Origin of the sequence: Streptomyces sp. NPDC088246, assembly GCF_044741025.1 — a bacterium.
In the GTDB taxonomy this organism is placed as follows: domain Bacteria; phylum Actinomycetota; class Actinomycetes; order Streptomycetales; family Streptomycetaceae; genus Streptomyces.
This window is the reverse complement of the sequence record NZ_JBIURV010000034.1, coordinates 56,108-69,789: the sequence shown is the minus strand read 5'-3', so window position 1 is coordinate 69,789 and position 13,682 is coordinate 56,108. Positions and strand designations below refer to the sequence as shown.

Here is a 13,682-nt window from a genome sequence, read left to right as displayed (position 1 = left end):
GCCGGAAGCCGCCTATGGACACGGAGGATGGCGGGCGGTCCGGCCGCTCGAGCCGATTGGCGCCCAGATGAACGTGGCCTACACGGTGGCGGTGGCGCTCATCGACGGGGACGTGCTCATCGACCAGTTCGCCGAGGAGCGGATCAACCGCGACGACGTGTGGAACCTGATCGACCGCACGGAAACACGCCACGAACAGGCGTACGACCGGCTCCCGGTCGATGAAAGGCTCACTACACGGTTGCGTCTGACCCTGAAAGACGGTCGGGTGTGCGAAGCGGTCGTCCGGCACCCCCGCGGCACCGGCGACCGCCTCCTGACCAACGCGGAGATCGTCGACAAATACCGCAGCCTGACTCGCTCCGTGGTCTCCCCGGGCCGCCAGGCCGCCATCGAGAGCGCAGTCCTCGGCCTCGAAGCCCTCGACGACATCTCCCAGCTGACCGCCCTGCTCACCCCCGCCGTGCGGCCCGCTCTGGATGAGATGGGACTGTAAATCGTTCGGCTCTGTTCCGTAGTCGGTGGTGACGGTGCGTACTCCTTATTGCAGGAGGATGCGGTGACGGAGGAGGTCGAATCCTGCTCGGCCGTGCATCTGCCGCATGATCTTCTTGGTTCGGGTATTGGCGCCTTCTGTCCGGCCGCTGTGGTGGGGCAGGGTGAGGCCGGCGTTCACGGCGGCGCGGTCGAGTTCGAGGCCGTTGCAGAAGCTGTGCAGGTGGGGCAGGCCGGCGGTGCGGACCGTGGCGATCACTGGGTGAGCTTGTCGTCGTTGGCCTGGGCCGGGGCCAGGAGCGCGGCGAACTCGCCGGTGAGCCGGGCGAGTGCGGTCATCTCCGGGCACGCTGCGGTGAGGAGGCCGAGCAGGTCGGTGTCTCTGGTCCACCGGTGCTCGGGGTGGGTGAGCAGGAGCCGGGCGAGGCGGCGGGGGGTCGTCACAGGGCGGCCGCCTTCGGCGCGGCCCTGATTGAGGTAGCGGACCAGCAGGTTGGCGCTGCCGGTATAGCCCAGTTCCCTGATCTCGTGCAGGAGGTGCGTGACGGGAACAGCCGGGTTGTCGGACCGGCGCCGGCACAGGTGGTCGCGGTAGGGGTCGACCAGGGTGGGCCGGTAGCGGGGGGCGATGCGATCCGCGGGCGGTTCGGGGATGCGGGCGTAGCGCTTGACGGTGTTCAGGGCGAGGTTCAGTCTGCGGGAGCAGTCGAGCAGGCCGACGCCGGAGTCGAGGAGGGCGTGGACTTTGTGCCGGCGCTCGCGCGTGGTCTGCTCGCGGACGCCGCCGGGCCGGGGCGGGGTGACGGCGGCCCAGCAGGGAGCGTGGGCGCGGACCTCGGCCAGGGCTTTGTCGCACAGGTTCCGCCACAGATGCCAGCGGTCGCTGACCTGCACCGCGTCAGGCAGGGCCCGGCGGATCGCCTCGGCGTAGGCGGCCGAGCCGTCCCGGCACACGACTTCGATCCCTTTCTTCCCTCGCAGCCATGCCTCCGATGTGGCGGCTTCGCGGTCGGGCAGGACATCGATGCGCTCGCCTGTTTCGGCGTCGATGATGATCGTGGCGTAGCGGTGACGGCGGCGCAGGGCGAAGTCATCGACCCCGATCACCCGTGGGATCCGCACCGCCGGCGGGGGGATTCCCCGCAGCACCCGCAGGGCGGTGGCGAACGAGACGGGCACGGCCGGTATCCGGGTGAGCCGGGCGGCCGCCCGGCCGCATAACTCCTTGACCACCCCCGAGACCTGGCTGGTCAGACGCGTGGTGCGGCGCTGAAGGCGCTCGATCAGCCCAGGGACCTGCTCGCGGAAGGTCTGCCGCCGGCAGCCCAGGATCGGGCAGACCAGACGTCGTACCCGGACGTTGACCACGACCCGGCGGCCATCGACCGGCACATCCGCAACCGTCCGGACGTGGTATCCGTGCACCTTCCCCGTCGGCACCCCGCACATCGGGCAGGGAAAGGGAACATCCCTGGTCCGGGCCAAGACCCGGATCACCTCGCCGTCGTCCGCCACATCATCGATGACCAGTGCCGGTAGCGCTGAAAACATCGTTGCCACAAGGGAGTTGGCATCTCGCGTACAACGTCAACGACGCCAGTTACCTGCCGTCACCACCGACTACGGAACAGAGCCGATCGTTCGGTGTAACTCCCGATCAAGGAAGAAGCATCGATGACCAGTGAGAGGGACTGAATGGGTGGGGTAGATCGGACAGGTCGGCTGAACTCTTTGAGTCGGGGCTTAGGTGGCGGTGAAGCCCCCTACAAGGCACTGGCAAGTGCGTTAGCCTCAATCGTTCATGAGTCCCCGCCAGTTTGCTGACGGGGACTTTGTGTCTGTGTGGTGGGGGTCTTTTCGGGGCTGGGGGATGCTGAGGGCCCGGCTCTCGCCTCGGGTGGGCGCCGGGTTCCACTTCACCGGTTCGGTGGTGCGGGTTGTCGGGGCAGTCGAAGTGGCTGGTCAGCCGGGGTTCGGGAGGGCGTGGAGCCTGGACCTCGATAATCCGCATTCTCGCTGGTCAGAGGCACTTTCTGCTGACGGGATCACCTGCTGGACGACAGCCGCGGCCAGAGCGCGACGCTAGGAGTGCTCGTCGCCCTCGACGTTGGCGATCATCCTGCGCAGCACCTTGAGCGCGGCTATATATTCCTCGTCGCTGATGCCGTTGTGGACCACGGTGCGCAGTTCGGTCACCAGCTCGCGCAGCCTCACCCTGGCAGCCTTCCCGGCGTCAGTGAGGTGCAGGCGCTGCCCGGCGTCGATTTGGAGCCAGCCACGGTGGAGCAACTGGTCGACGACCCGGGCGATCTCGTTCTGCCCGTCCGCAAGTGGCGACAGCGGATGCCTTCCACCTGCCGGTGGGCCGCCCCGTCACCCACAAGATCTATCGCGACGCCGCCCACCTCTCGCGGCTCGTGCTGCCGTTCACGGCGGTCACGGCGACGGACGCGACACGGCCGGGCTCTGCGCGCAACCACGAAGGAGACCAGTTCAGCGGTTCCTGATGCGGCCATCACGACGCCGACCGGGGGACCGCCGTCCCCCCGGCGGCCGGCCACGCCTCTTCGCCCGAGTGGCGTCCGGATCTCGGGCAGGAGCGCGACAGGTCCGCCGGCCCGCAGCCGGCTGCGCCGGACGGCGTGCGTTCATCTCCGGCAAGAAGCGGCAGAACATCATGAAGGCCACCGTGATCGCCGACCGCGAGGGCCGCATGTTATGGACTGATGCCCTGCGGCCTGGACGGGTGCACGATGCGACCGGGTGTCACTGAGCAGCGTGTCGCTCACCGCGGTGTTGTCGGTCCGGCCGGGGCCGTCGCCGGCCGTCGGGAGAGACGTCTCGCGCTCTGCTCACAGGCCGGGTGCCTGGAGGCCGTTCAGGTACCAGAAGGCGGCGGCGTACCAGACCAGGGCGATCGCGGTGACGAGGGTGCCTCCAGCCAGAGGGAGTGCCCAGCTGGGCCAGTGGCGGTGGCGGACCACGATGACCTTGGCGACGAAGGCCCCGTAGAGGAAGCAGCCGGTGAGCGAGTGCAGCGCCAGGCGGGTGTCGGTCAGCTGGACGCCGTAGGCGGTGATGCAGTGCTGAGCGATGGGGAGGGAGAGGAGGAAGGCGGTCAGGCCGATGAGGCGGTGCGTGGTGCTGACCCGGTGCGGTGCGGTTCGCAGTGCGGGCAGGCGGCCGTACATCCAGAGGGCGAGAAGGAGCTGAATCAACGCCAGGCCCAGCAGTGCGGAGCCGAGTTGGGCTTTGAGTAGTCTGGCGTCGTCGCCGCGCTGCCCGAAGAGGCTGCTCTCGTAGGCGGGGGTGTGTACCCGGCCGTACCAGTAGAGGCCGACCGCGACCGCCACGGGCAGGAGCATCCACAGGACGCCGTAGAGCCGTCGGTGGTCGGCAGGGGGAGCGAGGCCGTCCATGTGATCAGCCGCCCCCGCTTTCGATTTTGCCGCCATGGAGCCGGACGGCACACCGCGTGGTGCCGAGCGCGGCGCTGGGAGTGCCGGTGGTGCGGGCCGACGGCCCGGGGGCACAGCGAGGATCGGTGCGGGCGGATGCGACCGCCGCCGGTGCGGGCTGCGGGATCATGCCGATCGTCGTCCTTCTGCCGCCGGAGCAACCGTTGTGCACCGTGGCACGCATGGCGTCAGCGGCGACCGAGGCGGTCGCGAGGCGAGGGTTTCTCAACAGGTTCTCCAGGCGTTGCGGGCCGATCTCGCCAGTACGTCCGAAGAATCCCGTCCGGGTCCAGTCGGCGCGCCAGCAGGTACGCGAATCAAGGAGAGCGGTTGGGCCGGACGGCCGATGAGAGCGACATGCCGACCCAGGTGAAGGAGGGACCGTGTTCGTAGAGCCACAGGTGCCCGGGTCCTCGGACCGCCTACGGTACCGGCCGGGACGACGAGGGCGAGCGGGCGGACATCGCCGAAGTGCGGCCTTTCGCAGGTGCACGACGGCGATCGGAGCACGTTGTGCGGGCTGGAGTCCGCAGCGGAGGTGGCCCTCCCGCGTGGCGATGCGCAGTTATCAAGGCTGGGCAAACGTGAATTGAAGTGAGGTCTCGTCATATGGCGACCAGGCGGATCTCTGCGGCAAGTAACATTTTTTTATGTGTCGTCACCTGGAAACTGGGACGTGCCCAGTTCTGACGCAAGGTGGGGGAGGCAGCCGCGTTCGAAGCGGGCCCCGGCGCGGACGATCGTGCACCTTCAGGTGCGCCGCCGGACGCCCCTGCCGACGCGGTCATGCTCGTCGCCCGCAGCCTGGTGACTGGCGCGCAGGCCGTCGCGAGCCATACGTGCCCCGCGCGCCGACCTGGCCTCAGCCGCCGCGACGGCTGCAAGCAATCGTAGGCCGCTGGTCTCGCATGTTCATGCATCGTCGCCGATGGATTCCCTGCGATGACATGTTCCCTTACCCGGCTTGAGGGTTCGGAGTCATGGTCTGTGGAACGACGGGTCGTGCTGCTCGCCGAGTACGGCCTGCCCGATGGTCGCCAGGACGTGGTCGTCGTTGTCATGGAGCTCGTAGAAGGTCAGGTCGCGCAGGATCCGCTCCACGGGACTCGGGCGGATCAGGCTGCGGGCACCGCACGCGCGGATGACGTGGTGCACTGTCTCTTCCGCCAAATGCTCGATCACATGCCAGGCCCTGCTGCCGGCGATCCGTGCCTCCTCGACCCTGCCTTCGTCCCACAGACCGGCGACGTGGCGCAACCAGAGGCGGGCGGTGTCGATGTTGACCGCCATGCTGCCCACCCGCTGCTGCACATGGGGATCACCGCCCTTGCCCTGCCGTATCAGATACCCGAGCCCGTATTCGTTCGCGGCCAGAGCGGCGCCGAGGAAGCTGGCAGCGTAGTGCGGGATGAAAGCGGTCTGCCAGTGCCCTTCGAAGTAGCCGCCGGGGCTGCCGATGAGATGCTCGCGCGGTACGAAGGTGTCGTGGAACCGCACCACATGGCTGACCGTCGCGCGCATGCCGATCGGGTCCCACCACGAACTGTCCACAGTCACAGTCGGGTCGGACAGGTCACAGGCGAGCAGCAGGAGTTTTCCGTGGGCCTCTCGGCTGTGCCGGGCTCCGCCGGGGCCGGCCGGATCGACGAGCAGGATCGCCCACTGGGCTCCGGTGGCGCTGGTGGCGAACGCCTTGCTGCCGCGGAGGGTCCAGCCGCTGCGGACGGGTGTCAGCATGGTGCCGAAGCGGCCGCTCTCGCCCGGCTTGGGGGCCTGGGGTTCGCCGCTCCAGGCGGCCCATTTCTCTCCGTGTTCGACCACACCGGTGAACCAGTGTCGCTTCTGCTCCGGGCCGGCCAGGGCGTCGATGAGGACGAGCGCGTTGGCGTGCCCCTCCCAGCAGCGGGCCAGCGACAGATCGGCCTTGGCCAGCGTGGTGGTCATCTCCCACAGGGGCAGGGTGTTGCGCTGCTGGGGGCCGTAGCCCAGGCCGCCGTGCTCCCGCGGTACAGGGGCGGCCAGGAACCCGCCGGAGAACAGATCGTCGAAGTCCTCGGCGGGGAAGGCGGCCCTGCGGTCGTACCCCTCGGCGCGGGGGGCGAAGTTGTCCGCGGCCAGCTTCGCCACGGCGTCGAGAACGATCCGGTCGCCCCCGGCCACCGGATCGCGGGCCGGACCGTGGCCCAGGTCGTCGGTCATAGGAGGACGGCCCCTTCCGAACGGTAGAAGTGGGCGCGGTACATCACGTTCGGTTTCTGCGGATCGACGGTATGGACGGTATGGACATCGATGGTCAGCAGGCCGCGGTTGAGGTAGCCGCAGAGGATGACCTGGCGGGAGCCGAGCAGACCTTCGGCGAGGAAGGCCAAGGCCTCGGGGGCGTCCATGTCATCGGCCAGCGGGACGGCGGGCAGCGTGGCGCCGGTGACGGGCGTTGCGGTCGGTACGAGCGTCTCTTGTGACGGGTCCGGGTCGCCGCGCTCGGTGATCCGCAGCATGAGCCGGCTGCCGTCGACCGCGGCATCGACCAGGTGGATACCTGTGGCGGTGGTGTCGAAGTTGACCCAGCCACCGGCCAGCGGCGCCGGATCGACCGTCCGTGCCGTCATGTCCGCCCCTCCGCCCTGTGGAAGAACGAGCGGGCCCAGTGGTCGGCGCCCTCGCCGCCATCGGTGAAGATACTGCTCGTGGTGGCCACCAGGATGCCCGTCTTGTGGTAGGCGCACAGGACAGTGCGCAGCGAGCCGAAGTGGTAGATCGCCGAGAACGACCAGGCGGCCGATGGGGTTCCTGGCGCGGTGTACACGACCGCCGACACCTCACCCCAGTCGCGCGGCTGCGGGCTGCCGGTGCCGAAAGCCCTGACGAACAGGCCCCTCTCGTGCCACGTCACCTTCAGCCGTAGGGCGCCCTTCGAACTGCCCTGGTCGGTGTTGACCCAGTCGCCCAGCAACGTCGAGACGTCGGGGGTGTCCGGCGGCCGCGGTGCGGCCGGTCCGGCGGGGGAGGCCGAACGGGTCGTCATGGCGCCGCTCCGCTCGTGGGTTGCATCGGGGACTGCACCGGGGGCGATTCCCCCGGCTCGGTGAGGTCGTGGACGTCGGCGCACTCGACCTGGCTGAAGCAGAGGGAGCGCAGTGGCAGCGCCCCTGGGAACGGATGGCCTGTCAACAGCTGGAATTGTTCACTCACTTCGACGCGCAGGACGTCCCAGCCGTCGATGCCGATCAGTCCGCGGGCGCGGGTGGCGCTCATGAGCGCGGTCGGAGGATCGCGGTAGACCATTTCCAACACCGCCGCGTCCGGGTCGATGGCGGCAACCGGAAACGGTTGCCTCTCCGCCAGGGGCGTGGCGTGGACGAGCACAGCGTGTCCTGCCGGGGAGAACCGGGAGAGTGGTACGTAGGGAGCCCCGAGGCGCGAGGAGGCTTCCCGGCCGCGCGCATGCCCCCGGTTGACCAGGGTCACCCGGGCTCCGGCCTGGAGCAGGGCCAGCGCGACGGCCTGCCCGGTGCTGCCGCAACCGATGACGGCGGCCCTGCGGCCGCTGGGATCGACCCCGGCCCGGGCAAGGATGCGCAGGACAGCGGCGGTGTCGGTGGTGGCCGCCCGCCAGCGCCCGGCGTCGAGCCACAGAACGTTGGCCGCGCCGCACCGCAGCGCCTGCGGGCCGACGATGTCGGCCACTTCGACCGCGCTCCGCTTGTGGGGAGCGGTCACGGTCAGCCCGCGTAGCGGCAGCCGGGCCAGCGCCCCGAAGCCGTTGGCCCAGTGCCAGAAGCGGGGGAACGTGTCCACCTGGAAGGGCAGGTAGAGCGCGGGCAGCCGCAGCTCCCGCAACGCCGCATTGTGCAGCCGGGGTGACAGCGAGCGTCCCGGGGCATGGCCGGCAATGCCGAACAGAGCGCTGAGCGGTGGCAGAGCGGGCAGTCCGTAGTCAGTCAGGAGTTGGCCCACGCTCGGCATTCCGTCCGCCCCCGGGGCACCGGCCCGGCCGAAGGCGAGGGGCGCGCCCAGCCACGGCGCCAGCACCCGGGTCCAGGTGCCGGCCGGACCGGACGCGAACGCCGTCACGTCGGAGCGCCCGAGCCCGGTGAGCAGCAGCGGCGAGGCCGACCCGTACTGAGTTCCCGACTGCGGCACAAGGAGGTACAGCAGCGCAGGTGTGCTGGCCATCGCGGCGAACCGCTCCCGCAATTCCGCGGATCCCTCCAGCACGCCGGCCCCGCGGTCGGCGCTCTGCTCGGGGCGTGCGGGTTCGGGCTGGTGCCAGGAGACGCGCCGCTGCCGGGCGGGGATGCCCGCCAGCAGTTCCGGGACCAGGTCGTCCACGGCCTCCAGATCGACCACGTCATAGTGGTCCGCCGCGCGGAGGAGCCGGGTGCGGCGTTCGACCGGGCCGGCAGCCGAGCGACCGCCGTGGCGCGGGGAGCGCAGGCTGTAGGTCAGTGGCCCGGTGAAGTGTCGGCGCAGCCGGTGCGGATCGGGGTCGCCGACCAGGTCGGCACGCACCTCCAGCGCGTCGGCCACCCCCGCGAGGCCGCGCAGGCGAGGCGTGGTGAGATCCTCAGGTTGGGCGATGACTGCGACTATGTGAGCCCGCCGCGTGACGGCGGCATCGCATCCGCTCGTCAGCCGCTCCATTGGACGTACTCCTCCAGAGGGGCCCGCGGCAGGACGAACCGAGTGACAGTCGGGGCGCACACGATGGGACGGTCGGAGTCGATGCCCAGCCGCAGGCGCAGGACATCCGCGTAGCCGGCGGTCGGCGGTCCGTGGAAGCGCAGGTTGTCGCGGAAGTGGGCCCGTGCGGCAGCGGTGTCCGCGGCGTCCCCCTTGGTCGGCGGCGCTCCCGACCTGGCGGCGCGGGTACGGCGTTCGACGATGTCGTCCAGCGACGGCAGCCGGTTGGCGTCATCAGGCGTGGGCCGATCACCGCGGTCGAACGCCTCGCCCAGAGCGTCCACCAACACCTGCGGGATGCTGCCGATCACCGCGATCACCTGCCACAACCGGGTGTTGCGGCTCGACGGTGCGCCGCGAGAAGGTCGGAGCGAAGGAGTTCCCCCAGGCGGACGCGGACGGACCGCTGGATGTGCCGGGCGCACCGGCCGTACACGTCCGAGGACTGCCCCTCCGGATTGGGGATGTCACAGCGCGGATCCAGACACAGGGTGCGGCCCTCGGCCTCGGGTGCCATGGCGATCACCCCGTGGCGATGGGCCCGGGTCATGCAGTAGATGACGGAGCTGTCCCGGCAGAGCTCAGGAGTGACCGGGCGTGCTCGGTGAAGCCCGGGATTCCTCCGGCCCGGCACTCGGTCCAGTCCGAGCTCAGCGAGCGCGGACCTGGCTTCGGGAGCCATCGGGGCCCCAGGCCGCTTCGTCGCAACACCCGCGCTGGAGAACCGGAAGGCGTACGCGACTCCCGCCTCCGCGGCCTGGGCCCACGCGATGACCTCGGCCATCGGCGAACGGGAGGTGTTCCCGCCGCAGACGAACAGCACGCGGCACACCGCCCCGGTGGCGCGTACCCGCCACCAGGTGACGGCCGACGGGTAGGACAGCGCCGCCGCCGCGCCGACGCCGAAGACGAGCGCGAGGAGCTGAGCTTCCCCCGGAGCTTGGAGCCCGGCCACCCACGCCAGCGAGAAGGAGGCGACCAGACCGGACATCAGGCTGGCGAACGCCCATGCCGGCACGCCCCAGGTGTACTCGCGCCGGTCGAGGTAGATCAGCGAAGCGAAGACGAACAGCACCTCGTATGCCACGCCTATGCCCGCCGCCGCCAACGCGACAGGGGTACCGAGGAATGTGGTGAAGCCCGCACGCAACTGCGCTTGCCCGGCTAGTGCCCCTGCCGCCAGCAGCAGGGCCAGCCAAACCGGTGCGGCGACATGCTCCTCCACGAAGAAGCGGCGGTCTGTTGCGAGAACCCCCGACTTGGCCACCCGGCTCATGATTTCGAACCGGCCCATGTAGCCGACGAGATAGATCAGGACGCTCAGCACGGCAGCCAGCGTGAGGTGGTAGCTGTTCACATCACCGAGTGCCACTGAAACCGCGATCAGGCTGAGGCACAACCCCACCCAGGAAGATGCCGTCACCCGCCGTTTGCGCGCCTTGTCGACCAACGGGGAAACAACCAGAACTCCCCCGCGCATCAACAACAGCATGAAGAGGATCGAGACGCCGGAAAAGGTGTAGTTCATCGTGGTAGTGCCGATAATGAGCGAAGCGAAAAAGCCGGCTGCCAACGTCTCCCGACCCGCCACTGGAATCCGACGCCCCCCGATCTCACCCCGCCGCATGTGCCGCGACCAACCCGACAGGGCTACGAACACAGGCATCACCACGAGCTGTCCGAGGACGGCTGCGGGCAGCAACTCAAAGCCGCTGACCGGCTTCCCCGACAGCGGAGTCACCCCGCTGGCCAGTGCCTTCACCAGCATGGCGTACGGAACATACGATATGAAGTAACCGAAGGTGAGCCATCCCATGCGCAGGCCCCATTTCTGATCGAAATGTTCGGGATATTCCTACAGGTGGAGTGGCGAAGTGCGGCAGATGACACTCAATCCTCGAGGGGTGCCCTGGGATCGACGTGTCCGTCCGTCGCTCGAAAACAAAACCCCGATACCGCTCTGGTTTTAGACCGAAACGCACGGTCGATCGCGCATCGGTCCTCGCTCGTGACCACCTATTGTGCCGGCGTCGCGAACTGTCAGGGCGCGTCTCAGGGTAAAAAAACACGTCAACCCAAGACTGCGCGGATCCCGTGGCCCGTGCAAGAAATTCGAGCCCAGTCATCAGCCAGGTGCGCTTGCTGAAAAATTTTACCGTTCGCGCGGACACGCGGCCAGCGCATGGAGCGCACGCTCCGCGTCCATCGTCCCTCTTCGATAGCCAGCCTGCCACTTGTCGGCCGGCGGGTGGGCCGCCGCGCCGGGTGGTGTCCGCTGCGTGGGGGGCGCGTCGGTGTCTGGTTCATCTGTCCGGTGCCGTGGTGCGGAGGTCGGGCCGCACTCGGCCGGTCTCGTCGTGGTGTGGCCGGGTGCGACGGTGTCGCCGGACCTCGGATGCCTGCCAGACCACGACAGTCAGCAGGGTGAGCGTCTCGGCGATGAGGCTGAGCAGGGCCTGCGGGGCGGGCTGCAGGCCGCGTTCGGTGAACCCGAACAATCCGATGGTGCGGGATGTGGCGAACCCGGCGAGCGCGCCAATGGCGACTGCGGCGGCGGCGATCCGGAGTAGCAGGGGTGCCGCCAACAGGAGAAGTGCGGCAACTGCGAAGGCGGCGGCGGCCTGCAGCAGGAACAACGGGCCGATGACGTGGATGTAGCGGTATCCGTCGATGTAGAGCTGGGCGTGGATGTATCCGCTTGCCGCGAGCGTGGCGGCGAGCACCAAGCGCAGTGCGAGGGCGGGCAGGCTCCGGGTGTTCATGTGAGTTTCTCGTCCTTGACCGCCAGTGCGTGGCTGCCCTGCCGGTAGTTGACGGTACGGATGCCGAGTGCGTCCTTGAGGCGTCCGGCGGGCAGCACCTGCGGAATGGGGCCGGGGCCGTGGCCGGGTTTGGGAAACGGGTAGCAGGTGGGGGCGGCCGAGTGGAAGGTGATGTTGCCCTCGGTCTTGGTGAACAGCTGGTGGACGTGCCCGTTGAGGCACGTGACTGAGGAGAAACGGCGCAGCATCGACAGCACCTTCACCGCATCGTCGGTGCCCCAGCCCCACTTCGGATACATCGCGAACAACGGGATGTGACTGAAGACGACGATTGGGGTGTCCGACGACAGGCCGGCGATGTCCTTGCGGACGAAGTCGATCTGATCGCTGCCCAGGTGGCCGAGTCGCTCAAGGTGCAGAGTGTTGACCAGCGCGATGAAGTGCACACCATGGGTGTCGAAGCTGTACCAGCCGTCGCCGAGGGTGTTTTTGGCGAAGGTTTGTCGGTATGCGCGTCCGTTGTCTCCGATCGAGTCGTGCTCACCCGGCACGGTGAAGATCCGGTCCGTGCGCAGCTGCGACAGCATCTGCTTGACCTGGTCGAATTGGGCGGGGGTGGAAAGGTGTGTCAGGTCGCCGCTGTGCATGACGAAGTCGGGGCGGAATCCGAGTGAGTTGACCTGGTTGAGCGCTGCGGTGAACGTTCCGGTGACATTCATGTTGGGCGGGCCATGGAAGCCGATGTGGCTGTCGGAGACCTGCACGAATCGCAGGTCTGCGCTGCCCGCCGGGGTGGGGTCCGTAGAACCGGGGATATGGCTGATCACCTCTCCCCCGGTGACTGTCAGGATGACGGCGCCACCGAACCAGGCGGAGTGCCGCATGAGCTGACGGCGGGACATGCCGTGCTCGCCGTCGCCGTTGGAGTCGTGTGTGGGTTCGGTCATGGGGTCACCTCCACCGTGGCGGTCATGAACGGGTGGATGGAGCAGTAGTAGGCGTAGGTGCCGGGTTTGGTGAAGGTGTAGCTGTAGGTGGCGTTGGTGGCCAGGCCTGCCGACTTCAGCGGCCCGCCCGATCCTTGTTTGCTGGTGACGGTGTGAGTGTCGGGGTCGGTGTTGGTCCAGGTCACCTTCGTGCCCGCCTTGACCGTCAGTTTCGCCGGGGAGAACGCAAAGTTCTTGATCGTCACCGCGTTGGCGGCCGCCGGAGCGGACGATTGGCCGGCGGTAGGTGAGGTCGAGGGAGTGCTTGGTGGTGGGGTGACCGTACCGCCCGTTCCGGAGACACCGGGCGTTCCAGGCAGAGTCTGGCCAGTGCCGGGACTCAGTGCGCCCGCTGGTTTGGGCTGTGACGATCCGCCGCACGCACTGAGCAGTCCCAGTGCTCCGGCAACGGCGACAGCGGCCAGGCACGTGCGCGACCGCCGGACCAGCACAGAGGAGTTCGCATTCATGGTCATCGTTCCTTCTACGCGTTCCCCGCCGCACGGGCGGGTGTGATCCAAGACCGATCCGGGATCGGTCTGTTTCAGGCAGATAGGCGACAGGATCACGCCCCGGGGGTATTGAAGGGGCGTAACCCGATGGTTACGTTAGGTGAGCAGGTGGTGGATTCCATTCAGCGAAACGAATCCACAGCGAAGTCTTCGTTGTTTCACTGTGGCGGCGGGTAGCAGTACGCCTGGAGCCAGGGGAGTTTCTGCGGTGTCCGTACGGGACCGCAGGCGAAGGCGGACAAACACTGCACTTCGACCCAGCCAAAGGCTTGCTGCACCGTCGGCCGACGCCCGTACCGGTGGCGTCATGCGCGCCGGAGCCGCGATCGCCTGTCGGTCCGAGCTCCGGGAGCTCGGTGCTCGCACGGCCGCCGATCGCCGCCGAACCGAGGGTGGGCGGATACAGGACCGCAACCAGAGCGAGTGAGGTGGACTTGCCGGCGCCGTTCGGGCCGGTCAGCGCGACCCGTTCGCAGGGCAGGACGGTCAGGTCCAGGCCGCCCGGCGCGGGCCGGGACCCGTAGGCCATCAAGACGCACCGGAAGTCGATCCGGCCGACCGCTCGAACGGGCAGCCCGGCCTCGCTCCGCGCCGGGCTGCGAGGCTCGTCGAGGATGCCCAGGATGCGCTCGCCGGAGCCCTTCGCGGCTGCGACGATGTCGCCGGGGGAACGCGGGCAACCGCCCGTATCGGCAACGCCGGTATCCGTCGGACCTGACCCATGCGGAGCTGGCTGAAGCGCCGCGACCGGCCGGAGCACGAGGGCAGGAAACAGGGGACTCAGCC

General features: G+C 68.7%; 12 protein-coding genes and 4 pseudogenes. 3 read left to right on the top strand and 13 right to left on the bottom strand.

What is annotated here, in order from left to right; translation table 11 throughout:
- A pseudogene (locus tag ACIPEK_RS34565) lies at window positions 1-496 on the top strand (MmgE/PrpD family protein); the annotation flags it as partial.
- Window positions 497-541: 45 nt separating this feature from the next.
- Here ACIPEK_RS34565 and ACIPEK_RS34560 read toward each other — a convergent pair.
- Window positions 542-2,046 (bottom strand): annotated as a pseudogene (locus ACIPEK_RS34560) (ISL3 family transposase).
- Window positions 2,047-2,577: 531 nt separating this feature from the next.
- Window positions 2,578-2,865: pseudogene (locus tag ACIPEK_RS34555) on the bottom strand (MarR family transcriptional regulator); the annotation flags it as partial.
- On the opposite strand from ACIPEK_RS34555, the gene ACIPEK_RS34550 reads away from it, so the two are divergent.
- Together ACIPEK_RS34550 and ACIPEK_RS34545 are read left to right on the top strand one after the other, a co-directional pair.
- Entirely contained in the window at window positions 2,826-3,002 is a 177-nt protein-coding gene (locus ACIPEK_RS34550) for a hypothetical protein (protein ID WP_402004411.1), read from the top strand. The pseudogene ACIPEK_RS34555 and the gene ACIPEK_RS34550 overlap by 40 nt on opposite strands.
- A 98-nt stretch (window positions 3,003-3,100) precedes the next feature.
- A pseudogene (locus ACIPEK_RS34545) lies at window positions 3,101-3,256 on the top strand (IS5/IS1182 family transposase); the annotation flags it as partial.
- Between the two features lie 91 nt (window positions 3,257-3,347).
- On the opposite strand, the gene ACIPEK_RS34540 reads toward ACIPEK_RS34545, so the two are convergent.
- The 11 genes from ACIPEK_RS34540 to ACIPEK_RS34490 form a co-directional block, all read right to left on the bottom strand.
- Entirely contained in the window at window positions 3,348-3,950 is a 603-nt protein-coding gene (locus tag ACIPEK_RS34540; RefSeq protein WP_402004409.1) for a DUF6529 family protein, read from the bottom strand.
- Window positions 3,951-4,931: 981 nt separating this feature from the next.
- Window positions 4,932-6,152, bottom strand: a complete 1,221-nt coding sequence (locus tag ACIPEK_RS34535; RefSeq protein WP_402004406.1) for an acyl-CoA dehydrogenase family protein — start codon at window positions 6,150-6,152, stop codon at window positions 4,932-4,934.
- Window positions 6,149-6,562, bottom strand: a complete 414-nt coding sequence (locus tag ACIPEK_RS34530; protein WP_402004403.1) for a hypothetical protein — start codon at window positions 6,560-6,562, stop codon at window positions 6,149-6,151. The genes ACIPEK_RS34535 and ACIPEK_RS34530 overlap by 4 nt, the downstream gene beginning before the upstream one ends.
- Window positions 6,559-6,978 (bottom strand): hypothetical protein, encoded by a 420-nt coding sequence (locus tag ACIPEK_RS34525; RefSeq protein ID WP_402004400.1) that lies wholly within the window; start codon window positions 6,976-6,978, stop codon window positions 6,559-6,561. The genes ACIPEK_RS34530 and ACIPEK_RS34525 overlap by 4 nt, the downstream gene beginning before the upstream one ends.
- Complete coding sequence (locus tag ACIPEK_RS34520) at window positions 6,975-8,597, bottom strand: hypothetical protein (protein WP_402004397.1); 1,623 nt, start codon at window positions 8,595-8,597, stop codon at window positions 6,975-6,977. The genes ACIPEK_RS34525 and ACIPEK_RS34520 overlap by 4 nt, the downstream gene beginning before the upstream one ends.
- On the bottom strand, window positions 8,585-8,947 hold the full coding sequence (locus ACIPEK_RS34515; RefSeq protein ID WP_402004394.1) for a hypothetical protein: 363 nt from the start codon (window positions 8,945-8,947) through the stop codon (window positions 8,585-8,587). Before ACIPEK_RS34515 ends, ACIPEK_RS34520 begins: the two co-directional genes overlap by 13 nt.
- A gap of 5 nt (window positions 8,948-8,952) precedes the next feature.
- Entirely contained in the window at window positions 8,953-10,164 is a 1,212-nt protein-coding gene (locus tag ACIPEK_RS34510; RefSeq protein WP_402004391.1) for a hypothetical protein, read from the bottom strand.
- 775 nt (window positions 10,165-10,939) lie between these two features.
- Complete coding sequence (locus ACIPEK_RS34505; protein ID WP_402004388.1) at window positions 10,940-11,398, bottom strand: hypothetical protein; 459 nt, start codon at window positions 11,396-11,398, stop codon at window positions 10,940-10,942.
- Window positions 11,395-12,345: a metallophosphoesterase family protein gene (locus ACIPEK_RS34500; RefSeq protein ID WP_402004385.1), complete on the bottom strand. Its 951-nt coding sequence runs from the start codon at window positions 12,343-12,345 to the stop codon at window positions 11,395-11,397. The genes ACIPEK_RS34505 and ACIPEK_RS34500 overlap by 4 nt, the downstream gene beginning before the upstream one ends.
- The gene (locus ACIPEK_RS34495) at window positions 12,342-12,590 is read right to left on the bottom strand and encodes a plastocyanin/azurin family copper-binding protein (protein WP_383074834.1); all 249 of its coding nucleotides are present in this window, start codon (window positions 12,588-12,590) and stop codon (window positions 12,342-12,344) included. The genes ACIPEK_RS34500 and ACIPEK_RS34495 overlap by 4 nt, the downstream gene beginning before the upstream one ends.
- 397 nt (window positions 12,591-12,987) lie before the next feature.
- Window positions 12,988-13,425 carry an ATP-binding cassette domain-containing protein gene (locus ACIPEK_RS34490; RefSeq protein WP_402004423.1) on the bottom strand — a complete coding sequence of 146 codons (438 nt, stop codon included), beginning with the start codon at window positions 13,423-13,425 and terminating at the stop codon, window positions 12,988-12,990.
- Between the last annotated feature and the right edge of the window lie 257 nt (window positions 13,426-13,682).

Bases quoted from the DNA above. Each gene is read 5' to 3' on its own strand.
- ACIPEK_RS34540 (WP_402004409.1), bottom strand. From the start codon at position 3,950: ATGGCGGCAAAATCGAAAGCGGGGGCGGCTGATCACATGGACGGCCTC.
- ACIPEK_RS34535 (WP_402004406.1), bottom strand. From the start codon at position 6,152: ATGACCGACGACCTGGGCCACGGTCCGGCCCGCGATCCGGTGGCCGGG.
- ACIPEK_RS34530 (WP_402004403.1), bottom strand. From the start codon at position 6,562: ATGACGGCACGGACGGTCGATCCGGCGCCGCTGGCCGGTGGCTGGGTC.
- ACIPEK_RS34525 (WP_402004400.1), bottom strand. From the start codon at position 6,978: ATGACGACCCGTTCGGCCTCCCCCGCCGGACCGGCCGCACCGCGGCCG.
- ACIPEK_RS34520 (WP_402004397.1), bottom strand. From the start codon at position 8,597: ATGGAGCGGCTGACGAGCGGATGCGATGCCGCCGTCACGCGGCGGGCT.
- ACIPEK_RS34510 (WP_402004391.1), bottom strand. From the start codon at position 10,164: ATGAACTACACCTTTTCCGGCGTCTCGATCCTCTTCATGCTGTTGTTG.
- ACIPEK_RS34505 (WP_402004388.1), bottom strand. From the start codon at position 11,398: ATGAACACCCGGAGCCTGCCCGCCCTCGCACTGCGCTTGGTGCTCGCC.
- ACIPEK_RS34500 (WP_402004385.1), bottom strand. From the start codon at position 12,345: ATGACCGAACCCACACACGACTCCAACGGCGACGGCGAGCACGGCATG.
- ACIPEK_RS34490 (WP_402004423.1), bottom strand. From the start codon at position 13,425: ATGGCCTACGGGTCCCGGCCCGCGCCGGGCGGCCTGGACCTGACCGTC.